This window comes from Mycobacterium sp. PO1, from assembly GCF_017312405.1.
Classification (GTDB): domain Bacteria; phylum Actinomycetota; class Actinomycetes; order Mycobacteriales; family Mycobacteriaceae; genus Mycobacterium.
The window spans coordinates 90,586-112,390 of record NZ_BLTG01000014.1; the positions used below are offsets into that span (position 1 = coordinate 90,586).

22 protein-coding genes and 1 pseudogene are annotated in these 21,805 nt (G+C 68.7%); 14 read left to right on the forward strand and 9 right to left on the reverse strand.

Translation table 11 applies throughout. The features are described from left to right. Nucleotides 1-16: 16 nt before the first annotated feature. Nucleotides 17-274 carry a DUF1918 domain-containing protein gene (locus J3476_RS06145; protein WP_207065609.1) on the reverse strand — a complete coding sequence of 86 codons (258 nt, stop codon included), beginning with the start codon at nucleotides 272-274 and terminating at the stop codon, nucleotides 17-19. Between the two features lie 27 nt (nucleotides 275-301). Next, complete coding sequence (locus J3476_RS06150) at nucleotides 302-985, reverse strand: SRPBCC family protein (RefSeq protein ID WP_207065610.1); 684 nt, start codon at nucleotides 983-985, stop codon at nucleotides 302-304. 218 nt (nucleotides 986-1,203) lie between these two features. On the opposite strand from J3476_RS06150, the gene J3476_RS06155 reads away from it, so the two are divergent. Then, the gene (locus tag J3476_RS06155) at nucleotides 1,204-1,893 is read left to right on the forward strand and encodes a hypothetical protein (protein ID WP_207065611.1); all 690 of its coding nucleotides are present in this window, start codon (nucleotides 1,204-1,206) and stop codon (nucleotides 1,891-1,893) included. Here J3476_RS06155 and J3476_RS06160 read toward each other — a convergent pair whose 3' ends face one another. Continuing rightward, nucleotides 1,894-2,742 (reverse strand): universal stress protein, encoded by an 849-nt coding sequence (locus tag J3476_RS06160; protein WP_207065612.1) that lies wholly within the window; start codon nucleotides 2,740-2,742, stop codon nucleotides 1,894-1,896. It lies immediately after the preceding gene. A 99-nt stretch (nucleotides 2,743-2,841) separates the two neighbouring features. Between J3476_RS06160 and J3476_RS06165 the strand changes: the two genes are divergently transcribed. The 8 genes from J3476_RS06165 (at nucleotide 2,842) to mmsB (ending at nucleotide 12,348) form a co-directional block, all read left to right on the forward strand. Beyond that, the gene (locus tag J3476_RS06165) at nucleotides 2,842-4,506 is read left to right on the forward strand and encodes an FAD-dependent oxidoreductase (protein ID WP_207065613.1); all 1,665 of its coding nucleotides are present in this window, start codon (nucleotides 2,842-2,844) and stop codon (nucleotides 4,504-4,506) included. 109 nt (nucleotides 4,507-4,615) lie between these two features. Then, nucleotides 4,616-6,091 (forward strand): ATP-binding protein, encoded by a 1,476-nt coding sequence (locus J3476_RS06170; RefSeq protein ID WP_207065614.1) that lies wholly within the window; start codon nucleotides 4,616-4,618, stop codon nucleotides 6,089-6,091. Nucleotides 6,092-6,175: 84 nt separating this feature from the next. After that, entirely contained in the window at nucleotides 6,176-7,063 is an 888-nt protein-coding gene (locus J3476_RS06175; protein ID WP_207065615.1) for an LLM class F420-dependent oxidoreductase, read from the forward strand. A gap of 19 nt (nucleotides 7,064-7,082) precedes the next feature. Then, nucleotides 7,083-8,078 (forward strand): dTDP-glucose 4,6-dehydratase, encoded by a 996-nt coding sequence (gene rfbB / locus J3476_RS06180; protein WP_207065616.1) that lies wholly within the window; start codon nucleotides 7,083-7,085, stop codon nucleotides 8,076-8,078. Beyond that, nucleotides 8,075-8,677, forward strand: a complete 603-nt coding sequence (gene rfbC, locus J3476_RS06185) for a dTDP-4-dehydrorhamnose 3,5-epimerase (RefSeq protein WP_286182651.1) — start codon at nucleotides 8,075-8,077, stop codon at nucleotides 8,675-8,677. The genes rfbB and rfbC overlap by 4 nt, the downstream gene beginning before the upstream one ends. An 82-nt stretch (nucleotides 8,678-8,759) precedes the next feature. Then, nucleotides 8,760-10,280, forward strand: coding sequence for a CoA-acylating methylmalonate-semialdehyde dehydrogenase (locus tag J3476_RS06190; RefSeq protein ID WP_207065618.1), 1,521 nt, complete (start codon nucleotides 8,760-8,762; stop codon nucleotides 10,278-10,280). A gap of 12 nt (nucleotides 10,281-10,292) precedes the next feature. After that, entirely contained in the window at nucleotides 10,293-11,456 is a 1,164-nt protein-coding gene (locus tag J3476_RS06195; protein ID WP_207065619.1) for an acyl-CoA dehydrogenase family protein, read from the forward strand. A 19-nt stretch (nucleotides 11,457-11,475) separates the two neighbouring features. Then, nucleotides 11,476-12,348, forward strand: coding sequence for a 3-hydroxyisobutyrate dehydrogenase (gene mmsB / locus J3476_RS06200; RefSeq protein WP_207065620.1), 873 nt, complete (start codon nucleotides 11,476-11,478; stop codon nucleotides 12,346-12,348). 78 nt (nucleotides 12,349-12,426) lie between these two features. On the opposite strand, the gene J3476_RS06205 is transcribed toward mmsB, so the two are convergent. After that, nucleotides 12,427-13,179, reverse strand: a complete 753-nt coding sequence (locus J3476_RS06205; protein WP_207065642.1) for an HAD family hydrolase — start codon at nucleotides 13,177-13,179, stop codon at nucleotides 12,427-12,429. A gap of 96 nt (nucleotides 13,180-13,275) precedes the next feature. Here J3476_RS06205 and J3476_RS06210 point away from each other — a divergent pair, with 96 nt between their 5' ends. Beyond that, a complete protein-coding gene (locus J3476_RS06210) occupies nucleotides 13,276-13,938 on the forward strand; it encodes a response regulator transcription factor (protein WP_152515741.1) in 663 nt (220 codons plus the stop codon). Continuing rightward, entirely contained in the window at nucleotides 13,935-15,164 is a 1,230-nt protein-coding gene (locus J3476_RS06215) for a GAF domain-containing sensor histidine kinase (protein ID WP_207065621.1), read from the forward strand. The genes J3476_RS06210 and J3476_RS06215 overlap by 4 nt, the downstream gene beginning before the upstream one ends. Nucleotides 15,165-15,240: 76 nt before the next feature. Here J3476_RS06215 and J3476_RS06220 read toward each other — a convergent pair whose 3' ends face one another. From J3476_RS06220 to secY, 4 genes are read right to left on the reverse strand one after another with little or no spacing between them, the layout of a single operon-like run. Next, the gene (locus J3476_RS06220) at nucleotides 15,241-15,759 is read right to left on the reverse strand and encodes a MarR family transcriptional regulator (RefSeq protein ID WP_207065622.1); all 519 of its coding nucleotides are present in this window, start codon (nucleotides 15,757-15,759) and stop codon (nucleotides 15,241-15,243) included. 15 nt (nucleotides 15,760-15,774) lie between these two features. Continuing rightward, a complete protein-coding gene (gene map / locus J3476_RS06225) occupies nucleotides 15,775-16,578 on the reverse strand; it encodes a type I methionyl aminopeptidase (RefSeq protein WP_207065623.1) in 804 nt (267 codons plus the stop codon). A 10-nt stretch (nucleotides 16,579-16,588) separates the two neighbouring features. Next, on the reverse strand, nucleotides 16,589-17,134 hold the full coding sequence (locus tag J3476_RS06230; RefSeq protein ID WP_207065624.1) for an adenylate kinase: 546 nt from the start codon (nucleotides 17,132-17,134) through the stop codon (nucleotides 16,589-16,591). Beyond that, nucleotides 17,131-18,468, reverse strand: a complete 1,338-nt coding sequence (secY, locus tag J3476_RS06235; protein ID WP_163673202.1) for a preprotein translocase subunit SecY — start codon at nucleotides 18,466-18,468, stop codon at nucleotides 17,131-17,133. Before secY ends, J3476_RS06230 begins: the two co-directional genes overlap by 4 nt. Before the next feature lie 265 nt (nucleotides 18,469-18,733). On the opposite strand from secY, the gene J3476_RS06240 reads away from it, so the two are divergent. From J3476_RS06240 to J3476_RS06250, 3 genes are read left to right on the forward strand one after another with little or no spacing between them, the layout of a single operon-like run. Next, nucleotides 18,734-19,666, forward strand: coding sequence for a class I SAM-dependent methyltransferase (locus J3476_RS06240; RefSeq protein WP_207065625.1), 933 nt, complete (start codon nucleotides 18,734-18,736; stop codon nucleotides 19,664-19,666). A 10-nt stretch (nucleotides 19,667-19,676) separates the two neighbouring features. Continuing rightward, nucleotides 19,677-20,570 carry a class I SAM-dependent methyltransferase gene (locus J3476_RS06245; protein ID WP_207065626.1) on the forward strand — a complete coding sequence of 298 codons (894 nt, stop codon included), beginning with the start codon at nucleotides 19,677-19,679 and terminating at the stop codon, nucleotides 20,568-20,570. Between the two features lie 8 nt (nucleotides 20,571-20,578). Next, a complete protein-coding gene (locus J3476_RS06250) occupies nucleotides 20,579-21,490 on the forward strand; it encodes a class I SAM-dependent methyltransferase (protein ID WP_207065627.1) in 912 nt (303 codons plus the stop codon). A gap of 63 nt (nucleotides 21,491-21,553) precedes the next feature. Here the strand turns inward: J3476_RS06250 and J3476_RS06255 are convergent. Further along, nucleotides 21,554-21,805 (reverse strand): annotated as a pseudogene (locus J3476_RS06255) (hypothetical protein); the annotation flags it as partial.

Below are 21,805 nucleotides of genomic sequence, written 5' to 3' on the forward strand. Positions count from 1 at the left end.
GGATCTTCCAGACACGTCAGCGCCCACGAATCGTCTCTTGCACCTGCGTCATCCGTTCGCGGGCTCGTTCGTCGGCAGACCTCTGTTCGGCAGCCGTCACGACGATCGCGTCCGGGCCCGGGAACACCATCGCTTCGCGTCCGGTGTCCAGCCAGCGCACCACGAAGGGCGGGGTCCCGTCGGCGGAGTGCACCTCGGTGATCAACCCCCGCTGCTCGGAGCGGTCGACGGTGGGGCCCTTGAGCACCAGCCAGTCACCAACCTCGGCTCTCATCGGTCTCCCTTTCGCTGGTTCGGCCGGCTAACCCGGGTGGTGCAGGGCAGCGCCGGCCGCTGACTCCGAAGCGCCCGAACTCTCCGGCTGGGCTCGGCCCTCGGCGCGCCGTTTGATGCCCAGCAGGATCCCCCTGGTGATGAAGGCCCTGGCCGGTCCGAGAAGTTCGGCGAACGCGACCTCGGCAGGGTGGCGCAAGGCCAGCCGCGACCGGATCACCAACCGGCACCGGTCATCCCAGTGCGGGATGACGTGGAAGGACCACACGGCGTCCCAGGGCAACCCCGGCTGCGCCCGCAACACGATCGACTGACCGTCGATCAGCTCCGCGACGGCGAGTTCGATCCCGTCCGGCAGGCCCAGCCAGCCCTTCGGCACGAGCCGGACCACGTCACCGACCGTGATGTGCTGCCATTCGGGATGGATGCAGTCGGCATTGCGGTACCCCAGACCCACGGCGCTCTCCAGCTTCTCGAAGCTGTACAACCCGCCACGGTCCTGCCCCATCTGCACCAGCCACGGCCACACCTCCCCGGCGCCGGCATCGATCCACACCGCTTCGGTGGCCTGCAGCACCGGCGGAGAGATCAGTTCGTCACCGGGCATCTTTCCGCTGCATTCGGCCTTGGTGGTGCCCCAGTCACGGAAGTAGCGGCGCGCCCCGTACAGCAGTGCCCCCGCTGCGAGCGCCTTCACGATCGTGTTCGCCATGAGGCAAGCTTGCGGGCCTTTCCGGCCGGACGATAGGGCCGGTGGTCCTCTGCTCACCCGTGGTGGCCGGCCCGATCGGCGACGACCTGATTCCGCTCCCGGGCGGGTGCACCGCCCCGGGACCATCATGTCCTGCGCCCCTTTGTGCACCGAAATTTGCTCGGATGCAGGACTTTCGGCTCTACCAGCCGGGAGCGTGCCGAACCTACCGTCGAACCATGGGAAGGTACCGGCCGGGGCTGGCGGACATCATGGCCGCCGTCGGGATCGCAGCGTGGTACCACGTCCACCTGCGGCCGTGGATGTACACCTGGGGCGCCCGCAACGACGAGATCGCCGCGGTGATGCCGGGTGACGACATGGTCGAGGCTATTCCGTCGCGGCCGTCCCCCCGCACCACACGGGCGGTCACCGTCGACGCACCGCCGGCCCAGGTCTGGCCGTGGCTTGCTCAGATCGGCGAGGACCGGGGCGGCTTCTACAGCTACTCGTTGCTGGAACGCGCGGTCGGCGCCGACATGCACAACGCGGCCATCGTGCATCCCGAATGGCAGCAGCTCAACACCGGCGACACCGTGTGGCTGGCGCGCCGTTACGGTCCCGCCGCCCGGCAGATCGTCGCCGCCGTCGAGCCCGGCTCCCACCTCGTGCTCGTCTCGCCGGCCGATTTCGACCGTCTGGATCGAGGGCAGAAGGCTTCGGGCTGCTGGTCGTTCACGCTTCGCCCCGACGGCGACCGGACCCGGCTGATCGCGCGCGGCAGCGGCGGCCCCGTCGGGCACTTCTGGTTCGATGTCCCGCATTTCGTGATGGAGCAGAAGATGCTGCGCGGCATCGCCCGCCGCGTTGAGCGTTCACGGGGCGCCACCGCACCCCATGCGGAAGTCGCCGCACTTCCCACGCCCTGATCATCCGTGCACGACGAGCACCGGGCGGTGCGTGCGGTGTACCGCCCCGCGCGCGACGCTCCCGAGCAGCACCTCGCGGATGGTCGAGCGTCCCCGCGAGCCTACGACCAGCACCGCGGCGTCGTGCTGGTCGGCGCACTCGACGAGCAGGTCGGCCGCCACCCGCGAAGCCGGGCCGGCGAGCTTCGGCATCCGCAGCGACAGCAGCTCGGCGTCACGCGCCGCGGGACCCAGCGGCACGTCCTCGTCCCCGTCGCGGACGGCGGCGAGCAGCAGCCGCCGGCCCGGAAACAGCCGGCGCGCGCTGTCGAGCGCCTTCTCGGCGCCGTCGGAACCGTCATAGCCCACCACCACCGGCCCGTCGGCCAGCGCCTCGAACTCCTTGATCAACAGCGGATTGGGCACCACCAGCACCGGCACCGTCGCGTAATGCACGACCAGGTCGGAGACACTGCCCAGCACCGCGTCGGTACCGCTGAGGCCCCGGCTGCCCACGACGATGACATCGCCGTGCAACTGCTCGGCCAGTTGCGCGAGCCGCAGGCCGTCGGATCCCATCGTGCGATTGACGAGCGGTTCGGCGTCCCACTCGGCCGCGGTGGCCAGCGCGACTCCGGCGGCGGCGATGGCGTCGGCCTCCCGCTGCCCTTCGCGCTCGATCAGCTCGACCAGGTCGTCGATGTCGCGAGCCGAGGTGCGCAACCGCCGACGCAGCCTCGTGCTGCCGAAGGGCGGCGTCCAGACGTACACCACCCAGGCATGCGCCTCGGGGAACAACGACGCCCCGGCGCTGATGGCCTCACCCGCCGAGGGCGAGCCGTCGTATCCCACGATCACGTTGGTCGGCATGCACCCACGCTAGGCCGCTCCGCCGCGGCGGGGAAGGGTACCTTTCACCCGCCAACCCGACCGCGATTTCCGCTGGACACGAGGCGCATACTTGAGGCGATGACTGGACCTGAGCACCAGCCCCGCAAACCGGTGATCCTCACCGTCGACGACGACCCCGCGGTGTCCCGTGCGGTAGCCCGCGACCTTCGTCGGCACTACGGCGAGAAGTTCCGCATCGTGCGGGCCGAGTCGGGCCCTGACGCGCTGGAGACCCTCAACGAGCTGAAGCTGCGCGGAGAGACCGTCGCGGTGTTCGTCGCCGACTACCGGATGCCGCAGATGAGCGGCATCGAGTTCCTCGAAGCCGCGATGGATGTCTACCCGGCGGCCCGGCGCGTGCTGCTCACCGCCTACGCCGACACCCACGCCGCGATCGACGCGATCAACGTCGTCGACCTCGACCACTACCTGCTCAAGCCCTGGGATCCTCCGCAGGAGAAGCTCTACCCGGTCATCGACGCGCTGATCGAGGCGTGGCGGGCGGCCGGCGACCGGGCCATCCCGCACACCAAGATCATCGGGCACCCGTGGAACGCGCGGTCGTCCGAAGTGCGTGAGTTCCTGGCCCGGAACCGGCTGTACTACACCTGGTTTCGGTCCGACGAACCGCGTGGCGCGCAACTGCTCGAAGCCGCGGGCCAGGACGGTCTGATCCTGCCGGTGGTGATCACCGAGCAGGGCGAGACGCTGGTCGACCCCACCGACGCGGAGCTGGCCGCGACGCTGGGCCTCACGACGACGCCCGCGGGCGATTTCTACGACCTCGTCGTCGTCGGCGGTGGGCCCGCCGGCCTGGCCGCCGCCGTCTACGGAGCATCCGAGGGGCTCAAGACCGTCCTCATCGAACGGACCGCCACCGGCGGACAGGCCGGCCAGAGCTCCCGCATCGAGAACTACCTCGGCTTCCCCGACGGCGTTCCGGGATCACAGCTCGCCGAGCGCGCCCGTCGGCAGGCCGAGAAGTTCTCCGCCGAACTGATCACCGCCGCCGAGGTCACCGGTCTGGACATCGACGGCAACGCCCGCACGGTGCACCTGTCCGACGGCCGCTCGATCGGCACGCGCGCGGTGATCCTCGCGATGGGTGTGGAATACCGCCAGCTGTCGGCGGAGGGGTGTGCGGATCTGACCGGTGCCGGCGTGTACTACGGCGCGACCACGTCGGTCGCCTCGGACTGTGAGGACGACGAGGTCTATGTCATCGGCGGCGCCAACTCGGCCGGGCAGGCCGCGATGTACCTGGCCCGCACCGCCAAGTCGGTGACCATCGTCAGCCGGCGCACCCTCGAAGACTCGATGTCGCACTACCTGATCCAGCAGATTCGCGCCCAGGACAACATCAAGGAGTTGCCCTACACCGTCGTGCACGCGGTGAAGGGGGACGGACACCTGGAGAGCATCTGTCTGGAGAACAACCAGACCGGCGAACGCGAAGAGTTCCACTGCGGCCGGATGTTCATCTTCATCGGCGCCGAACCGCGCACCGACTGGCTCGACGGCGTCGTGGTGCGCGACGACCACGGATTCGTCGTCGCCGGCCCGGACCTGCGCGACGTCAGCGGATGGACCCTGGAACGCCCGCCGCACCACCTGGAGTCCAGCGTGCCAGGGGTGTTCGTGGCCGGCGACGTGCGCGCCGACTCCGCCAAGCGGGTGGCCGCCGCGGTCGGTGAGGGGTCGATGGCCGTCATGCTCGTGCACCGCTACCTGGCCGAAACGTAGGGCCGAGCCGGTCATGGAATCCACACCGGGTGATTCGCGTTTCACTTCTCCAGTGCCCCTGCACGCTCCGACACAGCAGGTTCCGAGTTGACCGTTGGAAGGATCCACCGTGGGTGAGAAATGCCTGCCCGATGAGCTGCGCAGCCTGTTCCTGTTCGAGGCGCTGTCCGACCGTCAGCTGCAGATTCTGTGCGAGAACGGCCACATCGCGACGTTCGAACCGGGTCCGATCCACGTCGAGGGCGAACCCGCCACCTGCTTCTACGTCCTGATCGACGGCGAGTTGGTCATGTCCAAGCGTTCCGGCGGTGTGGACATCGAGACCAACCGGACGTCGCAACGCGGGGTGTACTGCGGGGCCTGGTCGGCCTACATCCCCGGTGAAGAGCACGTCTACCAGGCCTCGGTGCGGGTGACCCGCCCGTCGCGGTTCTTCGTCCTCGACGCCGACGCGTTCGCCCGGTTCATGCGCGACGAGTTCCCGATGGCGGTGCACCTGCTCGAAGGCCACATGGTCGGCGGGATGCGCCAACGCCAGATCGTGGGGCAACGCGAGAAGCTGCTGGCGCTGGGCCAACTGTCCGCAGGGCTGACCCACCAGCTCAACAACCCCGCCGGCGCGACCGCCCGCGCGGTGGCCGACCTGCGCGAAGGGGTCGGCAAGATGCGCCACAAGCTGGCCATGCTGGCCGAGGGCAAATTCACCCCCGCCGCACTGAAGGTGCTGGTCAGCATCCAGGACGAAGTCGCCGAACAGGTCGCCAAGTCGAAGTCCCAGGAGCTCACCGCGCTGGAGACCTCCGACCGGGAGGACCACATCGGCGACTGGCTGGAGTCACACGGCATCTCCAGCGCCTGGGATTACGCCCCCACGTTCGTCGAGGCCGGCCTGGACGTGGACTGGCTGGAACGGGTACAGGCGTCGATCGACGACGTCGACTGCTCGGCGACGCTGCCCGGAGCGATCGGCTGGCTGAAGTACACCATCGACAACGAGCTGCTGATGAACCAGATCGCCGAGGCCAGCAAGCGGATCTCGGCACTGCTGGCCGGCGCGAAGCAGTACTCGCAGATGGACCGTGCCGAATACCAGAGCGCCAACGTGCACGAGTTGCTCTACAGCACCGTCAAGACGATCTTCGGCGACAAGGTCGGCAAGGACAAACCGGTCGAGCTGGTGTGGGAGAAGGACACGTCGCTGCCCGAACTGCTGTGTTACCCGGGCGATCTCAACCAGGTGTGGACGAACATCATCGACAACGCGATCCAGGCGATGGACGGCCACGGCACGTTGACCATCCGCACCCGGCGGGAGAACGAGGACATGATCCGGGTGGAGATCGGCGACACCGGGCCCGGCATCTCCGAGGACAACATCGAGCGCATCTTCACACCGTTCTTCACCACCAAACCGTTCGGCGAAGGTACCGGGCTCGGTCTGGACCTGGCCTGGCAGATCGTCGTCAAGAAGCACCTCGGCAACCTGTCGGTGCAGTCCAAGCCCGGCGACACGACGTTCATCGTCTGCCTTCCGCTGCAGGCGCCGGCCCCCGACGCACCGATGACCGCCGGCGAGGGAGACTGACCCGGCTTCGGCGCGGGTACCCCCGGTGACTGAGAAGCTGATACCGCACCGACGCCACCTCCGACCGGAAGGAACCCCTCCCCCATGACATCCGACGAGCGCTCGCGCGAGGACGACCAGACCACACAGGGTGTCTCCCTCAAGCCCGCACTCGGGGATTTCGGGGTGTGGACCGGCGCACCGGTCAGCCCTGACCAGGCGGTGGAGATCGAAAAACTCGGCTACGGCACGGTGTGGGTGGGCGCCTCTCCGGCGGCCGACCTCGCCTTCGTCGAGCCGATCCTGGAGAAGACCGAGAACCTGCAGGTCGCCACCGGGATCGTGAACATCTGGACCGCCGACGCGCGCGAGGTGGCCTCGTCGTATCACCGCATCGAAGAAGCATTCCCCGGCCGCTTCCTGCTGGGCGTCGGCGTCGGGCATCCCGAGCACACCGAGCAGTACACCAAGCCCTACGAGGCGCTCGAGGAGTATCTGGACGTGCTCGACTCGGCCACGGTGCCGACCAGTCGGCGGGTGCTGGCCGCGCTGGGTCCCAAGGTGCTGCAGCTGGCGGCCCAGCGGTCCGCGGGCGCGCACCCGTACCTGACCACCCCGGTGCACACCGGTCAGGCGCGCGAGTTGCTGGGCCCCACGGTCCTCATCGCGCCCGAACACAAGGTCGTGCTCACCGACGACGCCGAGAAGGCCCGTGAGGTCGGTCGCGAAACCGTCGACTTCTACCTCGGGCTGTCGAACTACGTGAACAACTGGAAGCGTCTCGGATTCACCGACGACGACGTGGAGCGCCCGGGCAGCGACCGGTTGATCGACTCCCTCGTCGCCTACGGGTCGCCCGACCAGATCGCCGCGCGGCTGACCGAGCACCTGCAGGCCGGCGCCGACCACGTCGCCATCCAGGTGCTCGGTGGTCCCGACGAGCTGCTGTCGACGCTCGAGGAGCTGGCGGGTCCGCTGGGGTTGTCCAGCTAGGCCGCTACGCTTGCGGGCTATGCGGTTGCTGGTCACCGGCGGCGCCGGGTTCATCGGTGCCAACTTCGTCCACGCGACCGTGCGTGAGCGCCCGGACGTGCAGGTCAGCGTGCTCGATTCGCTCACCTATGCCGGCAGCCGGGAGTCGCTGGCGCCGGTGGCGCACCAGGTCAGGTTGATCGAGGGCGACGTCACCGACGCCGCCCTGGTGACCAGCCTGGTGTCCGACGCCGACGCCGTCGTGCACTTCGCCGCCGAGACGCACGTCGACAACGCGCTGGCCGACCCCGCACCGTTCGTACACACCAACGTCGTGGGAACGTTCACCGTTCTCGAAGCGGTGCGCAGCCACGGCGTGCGCCTGCATCACGTCTCGACCGACGAGGTGTACGGGGACCTGCCGCTCGATGCGCCGGACCGGTTCACCGAGTCCACGCCGTATCAGCCGTCCAGCCCCTATTCGTCGACGAAGGCGGCCGCCGACCTGCTGGTGCGGGCCTGGGTGCGGTCCTACGGGGTGGCTGCGACGATCTCGAACTGTTCGAACAACTACGGCCCGTACCAGCACGTCGAGAAGTTCATCCCGCGCCAGATCACCAACATCCTGACCGGGCGGCGCCCCAAGCTCTACGGGCGCGGCGCCAACGTGCGGGACTGGATCCACGTCGAGGACCACAACAGCGCCGTGTGGCGCATCCTCACCGACGGCACCCTCGGACGCACCTACCTCATCGGCGCCGAGGGCGAGCGCGACAATCTGACCGTGATGCGCACGATTCTGCGGTTGATGGGCCGCTCCGAGGACGACTTCGATCACGTCACCGATCGCGCCGGGCATGACCTGCGCTACGCCATCGACCCGTCGGCCCTGTATCAGGAACTCGGCTGGCGGCCCGGCCACACCGACTTCGAGCAGGGGCTGCGCGCCACCATCGACTGGTATGAGTCCAACGAATCATGGTGGGGGCCTTTGAAGAACGCCGTGGAAGCGACCTACGCGGGCCGCGGCCAGTGACCGCGCGCGAGTTGGCCGTCCCCGGCGCGTGGGAGATCACCCCGCGCCTGCACGGTGACGCCCGGGGGACGTTCTTCGAGTGGTTCACCGAGTCGGCGTTTCGTGAATTCGCCGGACACGACTTCGCGCTCGCACAGGCCAACTGCTCGGTGTCCTCGGCCGGTGTCCTGCGCGGTCTGCACTTCGCCGAGCTGCCGCCGAGCCAGGCGAAGTACGTGACGTGCGTGCGCGGGGCGGTGTTCGACGTCGCCGTCGACATCCGGCTGGGCTCGCCCACGTTCGGGCGCTGGGACGGCGTGTTGCTGGACGACCGCAGCCGCCGCAGCATCTATCTGTCCGAGGGCCTCGCCCACGGATTCCTTGCGCTGGAGGACGATTCGACGGTGATGTACCTGTGCTCGGCCCCCTACACCCCGGCGCGCGAGCACACGATCCTGGCCACCGATCCCGCGATCGGCATCCAGTGGCCCATCGAACACCACCTCGCGCTGTCGGGCCGGGACGCCGAGGCGCCCACCCTCGCCGACATCGAATCCAGCGGTGTGCTCCCCACGTGGCAGGACACCCGCGCGTTCGTCGAGGCGCTGCGCGGACGCTGAGCGCCGTCCGCGTCGAGAACCTCTTGCCATCCCCGCCGGCCAATTACTAGGATATCCAAGTATCGACGCGGAAGGTTTGAGCATGACCACACGGATCCCCCACTTCATCGACGGCAAGCGCACCGAGCTGGCATCCACCCGGACCGCCGACGTGATGAACCCCAGCACCGGCCAGGTGCAGTCGCAGGTCGTCCTCGCCAGCGCGGCCGACGTCGACACCGCCGTCACCTCGGCGATCGAAGCCCAGAAAGAGTGGGCCGCCTGGAACCCGCAGCGCCGCGCCCGGGTGATGATGAAGTTCATCGAACTGGTCAACGCCCACACCGAGGAACTGGCCGAGCTGCTGAGCCTCGAGCACGGCAAGACCATCCCGGACGCCAAGGGCGACATCCAGCGCGGCATCGAGGTCATCGAGTTCGCCATCGGCATCCCCCACCTGCTCAAGGGGGAGTACACCGAGGGGGCCGGCTCGGGCATCGACGTCTACTCGCTGCGTCAGCCCCTCGGCGTGGTCGCCGGCATCACGCCGTTCAACTTCCCGGCGATGATCCCGCTGTGGAAGGCCGGCCCGGCACTGGCCTGCGGCAATGCGTTCATCCTCAAGCCTTCCGAGCGCGATCCGTCGGTGCCGGTGCGGCTGGCCGAGCTGTTCCTTGAGGCGGGTCTGCCCGCCGGGGTGTTCCAGGTCGTGCAGGGCGACAAGGAGGCCGTCGACGCGATTCTCACCCACCCCGACATCCAGGGGGTCGGGTTCGTCGGAAGCTCCGACATCGCGCAGTACATTTACTCCACCGCCGCCGCCAACGGGAAGCGCTCGCAATGTTTCGGGGGCGCCAAGAACCACATGATCGTGATGCCCGACGCCGATCTCGATCAGGCTGTCGACGCGTTGATCGGTGCCGGCTACGGCAGCGCCGGTGAACGTTGCATGGCGATCAGCGTGGCGGTACCGGTCGGCGAGGAGACGGCGAACCGGCTGCGCAACCGCCTGGTGGAGCGCATCAACCAGTTGCGCGTCGGGCACAGCCTGGACCCCAAGGCCGACTACGGACCGCTGGTCACCGAGGCCGCGCTCAAGCGGGTGCGCGACTACATCGGCCAAGGTGTGGAGGCCGGTGCCGACCTGGTGGTCGACGGCCGCGAACGCAGCTCCGACGAGCTGACTTTCGACGACCAGGACCTCTCCGGCGGCTACTTCATCGGGCCCACCCTGTTCGACCACGTCACCACCGACATGTCGATCTACACCGACGAGATCTTCGGTCCGGTGCTGTGCATCGTCAGAGCCCAGGACTACGACGAGGCCCTGAGCCTGCCGAGCAAGCACGAGTACGGCAACGGGGTGGCGATCTTCACCCGCGACGGCGACGCGGCCCGCGACTTCGTGGCCAACGTCCAGGTCGGCATGGTCGGGGTCAACGTACCCATCCCGGTTCCGGTGGCCTACCACACCTTCGGCGGTTGGAAGCGCTCCGGATTCGGCGACCTCAACCAACACGGACCGGCGTCGATCCAGTTCTACACCAAGGTCAAGACCGTCACATCGCGCTGGCCCTCGGGCATCAAAGACGGGGCTGAGTTCGTCATCCCCACCATGAAGTAGGTACCCGCACCGATGGACTACTTCGGCCTCGACGAGGACGAACGCGTGATCGCCGAAACGGCGGCCGCGTTCGCCGACAAGCGGCTGGCTCCGCACGCCCTCGACTGGGATCAGAGCCACCACTTCCCCACCGACGCGCTACGGGAGGCCGCCGAACTCGGCATGGCGGCCATCTACTGCCACGAGGACGTCGGCGGCAGCGGGCTGCGGCGCATCGACGCGGTACGGATCTTCGAGAAGCTCGCCACCGCCGACCCGACGGTGTCGGCTTTCCTGTCGATCCACAACATGTGCGCATGGATGGTGGATTCGTTCGGCACGCCGGAGCAGCGCAAGAGCTGGGTGCCGCGGTTGGCCTCGATGGAGGCCATCGCCAGCTACTGCCTGACCGAGCCGGGCGCCGGCTCCGATGCAAGCGCCCTGCGCACCAAGGCGATTCGGTCCGGATCGGACTACGTGCTCGACGGCGTCAAACAATTCATCTCCGGGGCGGGCTCCTCAGACGTCTACCTGGTGATGGCCCGCACCGGAGGCGAAGGGCCGCGGGGCATCTCGGCGTTCCTGGTGGACAAGGACACCCCCGGGCTGAGTTTCGGAGCCGACGAGCAGAAGATGGGCTGGAATGCCCAGCCCACGCGGCAGGTCATCCTGGAAGGGGCCCGCGTACCCGCCGAGGCGATGCTCGGCGGCACCGACGGCGAGGGCACCGGATTCGGCATCGCGATGAACGGCCTCAACGGCGGCCGCATCAACATCGCCGCGTGCTCGCTGGGCGGCGCGCAGGCCGCCTACGACAAGGCCGCCGCCTATCTGGCCGACCGGCAGGCCTTCGGCGGCGCGCTGCTCGACGAGCCGACCATCCGATTCACGCTGGCCGACATGGCAACAGCGCTGGAGACCTCGCGGATGATGCTGTGGCGCGCCGCCCGGGCCCTCGACGATTCCCACCCCGACAAGGTCGAACTGTGCGCGATGGCCAAACTCCACGTCACCGACGCCTGCTTCGAGGTCGCCGACAAGGCACTGCAACTGCACGGCGGGTACGGCTACCTGCGCGAGTACGGGCTGGAGAAGATCGTCCGGGATCTGCGGGTGCACCGCATCCTGGAGGGCACCAACGAAATCATGCGGGTGGTCATCGGACGGTCAGCGGCCGCCCGGGCACGCGCGTCGTAACGAAGCGACGGGAGAACACATGACGACGATCGCGTTCCTGGGGCTGGGCAACATGGGTGGACCCATGGCGGCCAATCTGGTCTCGGCCGGCCACACCGTGCACGGCTTCGACCCGGTGACCGCGCTGAAAGAGGCCGCCGCGGCCAAGGGGGCCACCGTGTTCGACGCCGCCGCGGACGCGGTCGCCGGCGCCGACGTGGTGATCACCTCCCTGCCCAACGGCGACATCGTCAAGAGCGTCTACGCCGAGGTGGTTCCCGCGGCGACATCCGGTGCACTGCTGATCGATACGTCCACGATCTCCGTCGACGACGCCCGCGCCGTCAACGCGCAGGCGACCGAGCGTGGGCTGGCCCAGATCGACGCCCCGGTGTCCGGGGGCATCAAGGGTGCGACCGCCGGCACGCTGGCATTCATGGTGGGCGGTGACGAGTCGGCGTTCGAGCGGGCCAAGCCGGTGCTGGAACCCATGGCGGGCAAGATGATCCACTGCGGCGCGTCGGGCGCCGGGCAGGCCGCCAAGTTGTGCAACAACATGGTGCTGGCCGTGCAGCAGATCGCGATCGGCGAGGCCTTCGTGCTCGCCGAGAAGTTGGGCCTGCCCGCGCAGTCGCTGTTCGACGTCATCACCGGTGCGACCGGCAACTGCTGGGCCGTGCACACGAACTGTCCGGTGCCGGGCCCGGTTCCGACGTCCCCGGCCAACAACGGCTTCAAACCCGGATTCGCCACCGCGTTGATGAACAAGGACCTCGGCCTGGCGATGGCGGCCGTGCAGTCCTCCGGCTCGTCGGCGCCGCTGGGCAGTCATGCCGCCGAGATCTACGAGCAGTTCGCCGCCGAGCACGCCGACAAGGACTTCAGCGCGATCATCGAGATGCTGCGCAGCTGACGTGAGTGACGTTCAGACTGCGCTGGCCGCGCGCTCCACTCGAACTTCTCCGCACCTGACGCAGTCTCGACGATCTCGTCAGGCCGCTGAGGGGCGGCGGGCGTGCGGCGACGCGTCACGCAGTCGCTGGCAGTCGGCGACCCGCAGGGGCGCGCTGCCGTCGGCGACCAGCACACTCGCCAGGCCCGCCAACGTACACATGCGCTGAGTCGCCGGGGACGCCACGAAGGCCAGCGAGTCGGATGCGGTGACGCCGAGCTCGGCCAGCGCCGCGCGATACAGTTCGCCGGCCGGCGCGTCGTCGGCGGTGACCACCACACCCACGACTCCGTCGCCGACCAGTTGACGCACCAACGGCTCGACCCAGGCGTGGTTGCCACTGCTGACGATGCCGATGCCGATGCCGGCGCCGAACGCCTCGGTGATCAGGTCGACCATGCCCGGCCGCGCGGTGATGTCCGCGTCGAGAATGGTCTCGGCGAGGATCATCTCCTTGGTCGCGCAGACCTCGTCGACCAGCAGCTCCGCCAGCACGTCGCATTCGGTGCCGATGCCACGCTTGCGGAGTTCGGCGGCGACCCGGCGGCGTTCGTCGCTGAGCACCAGCAACTGCCGGTACCGAGCCTCCGACCAGTGGATCCCGAGGTTCAATTCGTCGAACGCCGCGTTGAACGCGGCGCGGTGACCCGCGGTGTCGATGTCGGCCAGCGCGTCGAGATCGAAGATCATCGCGCGCAGTGGTTGCACTGTCGTTTCGCTGGGCTGGGGCCAATCCCACCAGAATCGACCGGCTCGCCAAGCTTTCTGCTGTGTGGGCTGCACGAGAAACATCGTGTCCCAGATCACACAGTGCGCGCCTCCCCCATGTGGGGGATTCGGCGCGCCAAGTTGTCCGGGCGCGCCCCCGGGCAGCCTTAAGGTATGGCCATGGGTTCAGCCCCGCCGGTGCGGATCGTCCTGGTCGATGACCACGAGATGGTCATCGAGGGGCTCAAGGCGATGCTCGCGGCGTTCGACAGCCGGGTGACCGTGGTGGGGCAGGCTGTCGGCGCCGAGCGGGTGCTCAGCGTCGTGGGTGACCTCGATCCGGACATCGTGCTCTGCGACGTCCGGATGCAGGGGTCCAGCGGTCTGGACGTGTGCCAGCAGCTGCGCGAACGCGACCCCGACCGCAAGGTCGTCATGCTGTCGGTCTACGACGACGAGCAGTACCTGTTCCAGGCGTTGCGGGTCGGCGCGTCGGGCTATCTGCTCAAGAGCATCAGCAGCGAGGAGCTGGTCCGTCAGCTCGAGTTCGTCAACAGCGGCGAGACCGCCATCGACCCGGGGATGGCGGCCAGGGCTGTCGACACCGCGGCCCGCATCCAGCGCGCGGAGTTCTGGCCCGGCGCCCGCCAGGGCTTGACCCAGCGGGAGAGCGAGATCCTGGCGCTGGTCGTCAACGGGCTGTCCAACCGGGCGATCGCGGCCAAGCTGGTCATCGGAGACGAGACCGTCAAGACGCATCTGAGTTCGATCTACCGCAAGCTCGGTGTCAGCGACCGCACCGGGGCAGTCGCCACGGCGCTGCGGGAAGGCATCTACCAGTGAGCGCGCGTCCCCTGCTGGCCGCCGACCGCGAACTGGCGCTGTTGCGCGAGCTGATCCAGGCTGCCTCCAGCGGCCCCGGGGTGGAGCCGCTGGCCGCCGCGGCCGCGCGGATCATCACCGCCGCCACCGACAGCGATGTGTGTTTCGTGCACGTCCTCGACGACACCGAGCGGTCGTTGACGCTGGCCGGGGCGACCCCCCCGTTCGACTCCGAGGTGGGCAAGATCCGGCTGCCGCTGGGCCAGGGCATCTCGGGCTGGGTGGCCAGCCACCGGGAGCCGGTGGTGATCCTCGACGACAAGGAGTCCGATCCGAGGTACCTGCCGTTCCAGTCGCTGCGCGGCCGGGACTTCACGTCGATGGTGTCGGTGCCGATGGAGACCGACCCCGGCGGGCTGGTGGGGGTGCTCAACGTGCACACCGTGGCGCAGCGCGAGTTCGGTGACCGCGACGTCGAGCTGCTGCTCGTCATCGGCCGGCTCATCGCCGGCGCGATGCACCAGGCGCGGCTGCACCGGCAACTGGTCGCCCGTGAGCGCGCCCACGAGAACTTCGTCGAGCAGGTCATCGAGGCTCAGGAACTGGAGCGCCGGCGACTGGCCGGCGACATCCACGACGGCATCTCCCAGCGGCTGGTCACGCTCAGTTACCGGCTCGACGCCGCCGCACAGGCCGCCAAGTCGATCGACGACCGGTCGGCGCTGACCGAACAGCTCGACCGCGCCCGTGAGCTCGCCGAGCTCACGCTGCAGGAGGCCCGCGCCGCGATCAGCGGGTTGCGGCCCCCGGTGCTGGACGACCTGGGGCTCTCCGGCGGGCTGGCCAGCCTGGCGCGCTCCATCCCGCAGGTCGACGTCCGCACCGACCTCGCCGACGTGCGCCTGCCCGACCACATCGAGCTGGCGCTGTACCGCATCGCCCAGGAGTGTCTGCAGAACGTCGTCAAACACGCCGGGGCCACCGAGGCCCGGCTGACCTTCACCGTCGACACCGGTGACAGCGGCGACGTCGCCCGGCTCGAGATCGTCGACGACGGTGTCGGCTTCGACACCCTGGAGCATCCGCTGGGCAGCGACGAGATGGGCGGCTATGGGCTGCTGTCGATGGCCGAGCGCGCCGAGATCGTCGGTGGACGGCTCAACATCCGCTCACGGCCCGGCTCGGGCACCGCGGTCACCGCCACGATCCCGGTGCCCAGCTCGGCATCGCCGCCCGCGACACCCTGACCGCGAACGTGCATTCCCTGTCGCAGATCGGCTCGGACAACTACCGAGCGTGCACTCTCGCGGCGGACCAGCCCGCTCAGAAGTCGCCGGCGCTGTGGCGCAGCGTCTGGATCGACGCCGCCAGGGCGCGCGACTCCTCGTCGGACATGCCGATGTCGGAGAACACGTCGTCGTTGAGCGTGACCGTGGCGTCCTCGACGGTGGAGCGACCCAGCTCGGTGATCCGCACCAGGGTGGTGCGTCCGTCGGTGGGATGCGGCAACCGCTCGACCAGGCCGTCGGCCTCCAGCCGTCGGATCGCGTGGGTGACGCTGGTGACGTGCACCTGCAGCCGGTCGGAGGCCTTGGTGATCGGCAGCGCGCCGGTGCGGCTGAACGCCAGCAAGCGCAGCAACTCGAAGCGCGAGAAACTCAGGTCATAGGGCCGCAGCGCCGTTTCGACGCGGGCCAGCAGAATCTGGTGCGCGCGCATCACGGACGTCACCGCGACCATGCCGTCGGCCACCTCGGCCCATCCGGAGCGCTCCCAGTTGGTGCGGGCGACGGCGATCGGGTCGGGCTTGTCGCCCTCGTCGGCCGGCGGTCGGGCAGGCACAGCTGTTCCTCGTGGTCAGACGGCCTGCGTCAGGATGCGCGGCCCGTCGTCGGTGACGGCGACGGTGTGCTCCCAGTGCGCGGCGCGCGAGCCGTCCGCGGTGACCACGGTCCAGCCGTCCTCGAGCACGACGGTCTTGGTGGTGCCGAGGGTGAGCATCGGTTCGATGGCAAGCACCGAACCCACCGCCAGGTAGGGGCCCCGGCCGGGCGCACCCTCGTTGGGCAGGAACGGATCCATGTGCATCTCCCGCCCGATGCCGTGGCCGCCATAGCCGGCCACGATCCCGAACCGCCGGTCGTGGCGCTTCTCGGCGGCGCGGGTGCCCTGCTCGATGGCGTGCGAGACGTCGGTGAGGCGGTTACCCGGCACCATGGCCGCGATCCCGGCCTGCATCGACTCCCGCGTCGCCTGCGACAGCGCGTCGTCGACGGGGATGACCGCACCGACCCCGAAGGTGAAGGCGGAGTCCCCGTGCCAGCCGTCGAGGATCGCACCACAGTCGATGGAAACCAGATCGCCGGCGGCCAGTGTCTCGGTGGCCGACGGGATGCCGTGCACGACGCGATCGTTGACCGACGAGCAGATCGAAGCCGGGAAACCGTGATAGCCCTTGAACGACGGGATGCCGCCGCCGTCGCGGATCACCGCCTCGGCCACCTGGTCGAGGTCGAGGGTGCTCACGCCGGGCGCAGCGGCCCGGTGCACGGCGCGCAGCGCGGCGGCGACGAGCGCGCCCGCCGCTGCCATCGCGTCGAGCTCACCGGCGCTTCGCTGGGGCACCGTCTTGCGGCCACGCAGGCCGGGCAGGGAGACCATCAACGCAGGATCAGCGGCCGAGCGCCTTCAGCGCACGGGCGAAGACCTCGTCGAGCTCACCGACGGCGTCCACGGTGGCGAGGTTGTCGCTGTAGTAGTCGAGCAGCGGGGCGGTCTCGTCGCGGTAGACCTTGAAGCGGTTGCGGATGACGTCTTCGGTGTCGTCGGCGCGGCCGCGGCCCTTGAGACGGGTGACGAGTTCTTCCTCGGGGACCCGGAACTCCAGGACGGCGTCCAGCGACAGGTTGCGCTTGGCGAGCATCTCGTCGAGCGCCTTGGCCTGCTCCACCGAGCGGGGGAACCCGTCGAGGATGAATCCCTGCGCCGCATCCTCGTCGTCGAGGCGGTCGTCGACCAGCGCATTGGTCAACGTGGCCGGCACCAGGTCACCGGCGTCGAGGTACTTCTTCGCCTCCAGACCCAGCTCGGTGCCGTTGGTGATGTTGAACCGGAACAGGTCGCCGGTGGAGATCTGTGGGATCTCGAGCTTCTCGGCCAGCTTCTGCGCCTGGGTGCCTTTGCCCGCCCCCGGCGGTCCCAACAACACGATTCTCACTTCAGGAACCCTTCATAGTTGCGCTGCATGAGCTGGCTTTCGATTTGTTTCACGGTGTCCAGGCCGACGCCGATCATGATCAGCACCGCAGTGCCGCCGAACGGCAGGTTCTGCACCGACCCGGTGTTGCCGACCTGCAGGAACAGGTTCGGCAGGACGGCGATGCTGCCCAGGTAGATCGAGCCGGGCAGCGTGATGCGCGACAGCACGAACCGCAGGTAGTCCGCGGTCGGCTTGCCGGGCCGGATGCCCGGGATGAACCCGCCGTACTTCTTCATCTCGTCAGCACGTTCGTCGGGGTTGAACGTGATGGAGACGTAGAAGTAGGTGAAGAACACGATCAGGCCGAAGTACAGGGCGATGTAGACCGGATCGGCCGGGTTGGTCAGGTAGTCGGCGACGAACGACTGCCACCAGCCGGTGCTGGGGTTGTCGCTGGCGCTGGTGATCAGCTGGGTGATCAGGTGCGGGATGTAGATCAACGACGACGCGAAGATGACCGGGATGACGCCGGCCTGGTTGACCTTCAACGGCAGGTAGGTCGACGTGCCGCCGTACATGCGCCGGCCCACCATCCGCTTGGCGTACTGGACCGGGATCCGGCGCTGGCCCTGCTCGACGAAGACCACACCGATGATGATGATCAGCGCCGCGATGCAGACCAGCGTGAAAACCATGCCGCCGCGGCTGTCCAGGATGGACTTGCCCTCACCGGGGATGGCGGCGGCGATGCTGGCGAAGATCATCAGCGACATGCCGTTGCCGACGCCGCGCTCGGTGACCAGCTCGCCCATCCACATCACCAGCGCCGCGCCGGCGGTCATGACGATGACCATCGTGGCGAGGGTGACGAAGTTCAGGCCCTCGCTCTGGCCCTGGATGATGTCCAGCGAGCAGCCCTGCAGCAGGCCGCCGTTGGCGGCCAGCGCGACGACGCTGGTGGACTGCAGGATCGCCAGCGCGATCGTCAGATACCGGGTGTACTGCGTGAGCTTGGCCTGTCCCGCCTGCCCCTCCTTGCGGAGCTGTTCGAAGCGCGGGATCACCACGCCGAGCAGCTGCACGATGATGCTGGCGGTGATGTACGGCATGACGCCGACGGCGAACACCGACAGCTGCAGCAGCGCGCCGCCGGAGAACAGGTTGATCAGCGAATAGATCTGCCCGGACTCACCGCCGGTGGCCTGGGTGATGCACTGCTGCACGTTGGGGTAGTTCACGCCCGGCGAGGGGACCGAGGCACCCACCCGGTAGAGAAGGACGATGCCCAGCGTGAACAGGATCTTTCGCCTCAGGTCGACCGTTCGCAGTGATGAGATGAAAGCCGAGAGCACTCTTTCCTCCTGCACGGCCGAGTGACGATCGCGGCGTGCTCCGTGGCTGGCGTGACCAGCGTCGTGGTTAAGTCGTATACGCGACGGGACCGGCAGGCGATTGGCCTGCGCAGGTCACGCGTCCAAACAGTCTACGAGACTAACAGTTGCATCTCCGTTGGCCCGAATCCGAGCCCCATTCGACGCCCGATTCGACGCTCGATTCGGCGCGTACAGTGGGGGCAAGTCATTAACTCGCCTAACTAATACGTCTCGAGGGATGGGCATGCCACGTACTGACAACGACACCTGGGATCTCGCCTCCAGCGTGGGCGCCACCGCGACGATGGTGGCCGCCGCACGGGCGGTCGCCAGCCGCGCCGACCAGCCGGTCATCGACGATCCGTTCGCCGCGCCCCTGGTGCGCGCGGTCGGTATCGATTTCTTCACCCGGCTCGCCACGGGTGAACTGACCCCCGCCGATCTGGACGCCGGGGACGGCGACGGCGGCTCCTCCCCCGTCGGCATGAGCCGGTTCGCCGACGGCATGGCCGCCCGGACCCGCTTCTTCGACGACTTCTTCGCCGACGCGGCGGCCGCCGGAGTCCGCCAGGCCGTCATCCTGGCCTCCGGACTGGACGCCCGCGCCTACCGACTCGGTTGGCCGCAGGACATGGTGGTCTACGAGATCGATCAACCCGAGGTGATCGAGTTCAAGACGACGACGCTGGCCGGCCTCGGCGCCGAGCCGACCGCACAGCTGCGCACCGTCGGCATCGATCTGCGTCAGGACTGGCCGGCCGCCCTGGCCGCCGCCGGCTTCGATGCCAACGCCCCGACAGCCTGGATCGCCGAAGGCCTGCTGGGCTACCTACCACCCGATGGGCAGGACCGCCTGCTCGACCAGATCGGCGAACTGAGCGCGCCCGGCAGCCGACTGGGCGCCGAAGCGGTGCCGTCGCATCACGACCTCGACGAGCAGGAACTGCGGGAGCGGATGCAGCAGTCCACCGACCGCTGGCGCGACCAGGGTTTCGACCTCGACTTCTCCGAGCTCGTGTTCCTCGGTGAGCGCAATGACGTCACCGACTACCTGCGCAAGGCCGGGTGGACCGTGGACCCGACCCCCACCAACGATCTGCTGGTCCGCTACGGCCTGGCGCCGCTGGACGACGACGAGGGATTCGCCGAGGTCGTCTACGTGTCGGCGACGAAGTAGGGCTGCGACGATGCGCACCGACGGTGACAGCTGGGATCTGGCGTCCAGCGTGGGCGCCACCGCCACATCGGTGGCGGCGTCCCGCGCGTTGGCCAGCCGGGGGCCCGATCCGCTCATCGAGGACCCGTACGCGGCCACCCTGGTCAAAGCGGTGGGGCTGCCCCACTTCGTCAAGATGGCCGAGGGTCAGCTCGACGTCGACGACCCGTTGTTCAGCGCACGGCAGATGTGCGAACACATCGCTGTGCGCACCCGGTTCTTCGATCAGCTGTTCACCGATGCGTGCGCGGCCGGAATCCGGCAGGCCGTCATTCTGGCCTCCGGTCTGGACACCCGCGCCTACCGGTTGGCCTGGCCGGCGGGCACGGTCGTGTTCGAGATCGATCAGCCCGCCGTCATCGACTTCAAGACCCAGGTGCTCACCGACGCCGGTGCGACGCCGGCGGCCGAGCGCCGAACCGTCGGCGTCGATCTGCGCGACGACTGGCCGCGCGCACTGCGCGACGGCGGATTCGATCCCGGCCAGCCCACGGCGTGGATCGCCGAGGGGCTGCTGATCTATCTGCCGCCCGAGGCGCAGGACCGGCTGCTGGACGCCGTCACCGAACTGTCGGCGCCGGGCAGCCGGTTGGCCACCGAGCACATGGACGCCAAGGCGCTGACCGGTGACTGGGCCAAGGCGATGACCGAACGTGGCCGCCGCCTCGGCAGCACGATCGATCTGACCGAGCTGTTCTACACCGGGACCCGCAACTCCGCGGCCGACCACCTGCGTGCGCAAGGATGGTCGGTGACGGTGCAGCCGAATTCGGACGCCTACGTGGCCAACGGGTTTGCACCGCCGGCTGATGAGTTGATCGCGTTGACGGGCGACTCCGGTTACCTGACGGCGCAGCTGGGATAGGAGCGCGGATGGCACGCACCGGTGACGATTCCTGGGATCTGGCCTCCAGTGTCGGCGCGACGGCGACGATGGTGGCCGCGGCCCGGGCCATGGCCAGCGCAGCAGACGACCCGCTGATCGACGATCCGTGGGCGGCGCCGCTGGTGCGGGCGGTGGGGCTGGACTTCTTCACCAAGATGCTCGATGGCGACCTGGACCTGTCGCAGATTCCCAACTCGTCACCGGAGCGGTTGCGGGCGATGATCGACGCGATGGCCTCGCGGACCAAGTTCTTCGACGACCATTGCATCGACTCGACGGCGGCCGGGATCCGTCAGGTGGTGATTCTGGCTTCGGGGCTGGACTCACGCGCCTACCGGCTGCCGTGGCCGACGGGGACGGTCGTCTACGAGCTGGACCAACCGAAGGTGATCGAGTTCAAGTCGGCGACTCTGGCGGAGGCGGGTGCGCGACCGACCGCGCAGCGGCGGGCCATCCCGATCGATCTGCGTGAGGATTGGCCGTCGGCGTTGCGCGCGGCCGGCTTCGATCCCTCCGCGCCGGCCGCCTGGCTCGCCGAGGGGTTGTTGATCTATCTGCCACCCGACGCCCAGGACCGGCTCTTCGATCAGATCACCGCGCTGTCCGCGCCGGGCAGCACGTTGGCCACTGAATACGCCCCGGGCATCATCGATTTCGACGCCGACAAGGCGCGCGAGCTGTCCGCTCCGCTGCGGGAGCACGGTCTCGACATCGACATGGCCGAGCTCGTGTACTCCGGGGAGCGCAGCCACGTGATGCCGTACCTCACCGAGACCGGCTGGCAGGTGTCTGGAATCCCCCGCTATGACTTGTTCATGCGGCACGGCCTCACACCGCCCGACGTGGCCGAGGACACCGACCCGCTCGGCGAGATCGTCTACGTCAGCGCGGTGCGCTAGGGGTCGGCTTTTTGTGTCTGGCCGGTGGCGCCCGGGAGGCGCTCACCCTGACGCCCACTCGCCCTAGTTTCGCGGTGGTGGTTGGGGTTGGAAGGGTTCGTACCACCACCAGTCGGCGCGTTCGCCGGTCGGCCCCGTGCAGGGCGCGACGGCCGGTGGCGGCTGTGTGGGTGGGCGCGCCAGCGAGGCGTTGGTCAGGGCCTGGCCGTCGGCGTCGGTGACCACAAGCTGGTGGGCAGGGCCGGTCAGGGTGATCCCACCGGCGTGGTGCAGCCGGTGATGGTACGGACAGACCAGAGGGTGTCGCACGAATCG

Coding starts and splice junctions, on each gene's coding strand:
- J3476_RS06145 (WP_207065609.1), bottom strand. CDS start 274: ATGAGAGCCGAGGTTGGTGACTGGCTGGTGCTCAAGGGCCCCACCGTC.
- J3476_RS06150 (WP_207065610.1), bottom strand. CDS start 985: ATGGCGAACACGATCGTGAAGGCGCTCGCAGCGGGGGCACTGCTGTAC.
- J3476_RS06155 (WP_207065611.1), top strand. CDS start 1,204: ATGGGAAGGTACCGGCCGGGGCTGGCGGACATCATGGCCGCCGTCGGG.
- J3476_RS06160 (WP_207065612.1), bottom strand. CDS start 2,742: ATGCCGACCAACGTGATCGTGGGATACGACGGCTCGCCCTCGGCGGGT.
- J3476_RS06165 (WP_207065613.1), top strand. CDS start 2,842: ATGACTGGACCTGAGCACCAGCCCCGCAAACCGGTGATCCTCACCGTC.
- J3476_RS06175 (WP_207065615.1), top strand. CDS start 6,176: ATGACATCCGACGAGCGCTCGCGCGAGGACGACCAGACCACACAGGGT.
- rfbB (WP_207065616.1), top strand. CDS start 7,083: ATGCGGTTGCTGGTCACCGGCGGCGCCGGGTTCATCGGTGCCAACTTC.
- J3476_RS06190 (WP_207065618.1), top strand. CDS start 8,760: ATGACCACACGGATCCCCCACTTCATCGACGGCAAGCGCACCGAGCTG.
- J3476_RS06195 (WP_207065619.1), top strand. CDS start 10,293: ATGGACTACTTCGGCCTCGACGAGGACGAACGCGTGATCGCCGAAACG.
- mmsB (WP_207065620.1), top strand. CDS start 11,476: ATGACGACGATCGCGTTCCTGGGGCTGGGCAACATGGGTGGACCCATG.
- J3476_RS06205 (WP_207065642.1), bottom strand. CDS start 13,179: ATGTTTCTCGTGCAGCCCACACAGCAGAAAGCTTGGCGAGCCGGTCGA.
- J3476_RS06210 (WP_152515741.1), top strand. CDS start 13,276: ATGGGTTCAGCCCCGCCGGTGCGGATCGTCCTGGTCGATGACCACGAG.
- map (WP_207065623.1), bottom strand. CDS start 16,578: ATGGTCTCCCTGCCCGGCCTGCGTGGCCGCAAGACGGTGCCCCAGCGA.
- J3476_RS06240 (WP_207065625.1), top strand. CDS start 18,734: ATGCCACGTACTGACAACGACACCTGGGATCTCGCCTCCAGCGTGGGC.
- J3476_RS06245 (WP_207065626.1), top strand. CDS start 19,677: ATGCGCACCGACGGTGACAGCTGGGATCTGGCGTCCAGCGTGGGCGCC.
- J3476_RS06250 (WP_207065627.1), top strand. CDS start 20,579: ATGGCACGCACCGGTGACGATTCCTGGGATCTGGCCTCCAGTGTCGGC.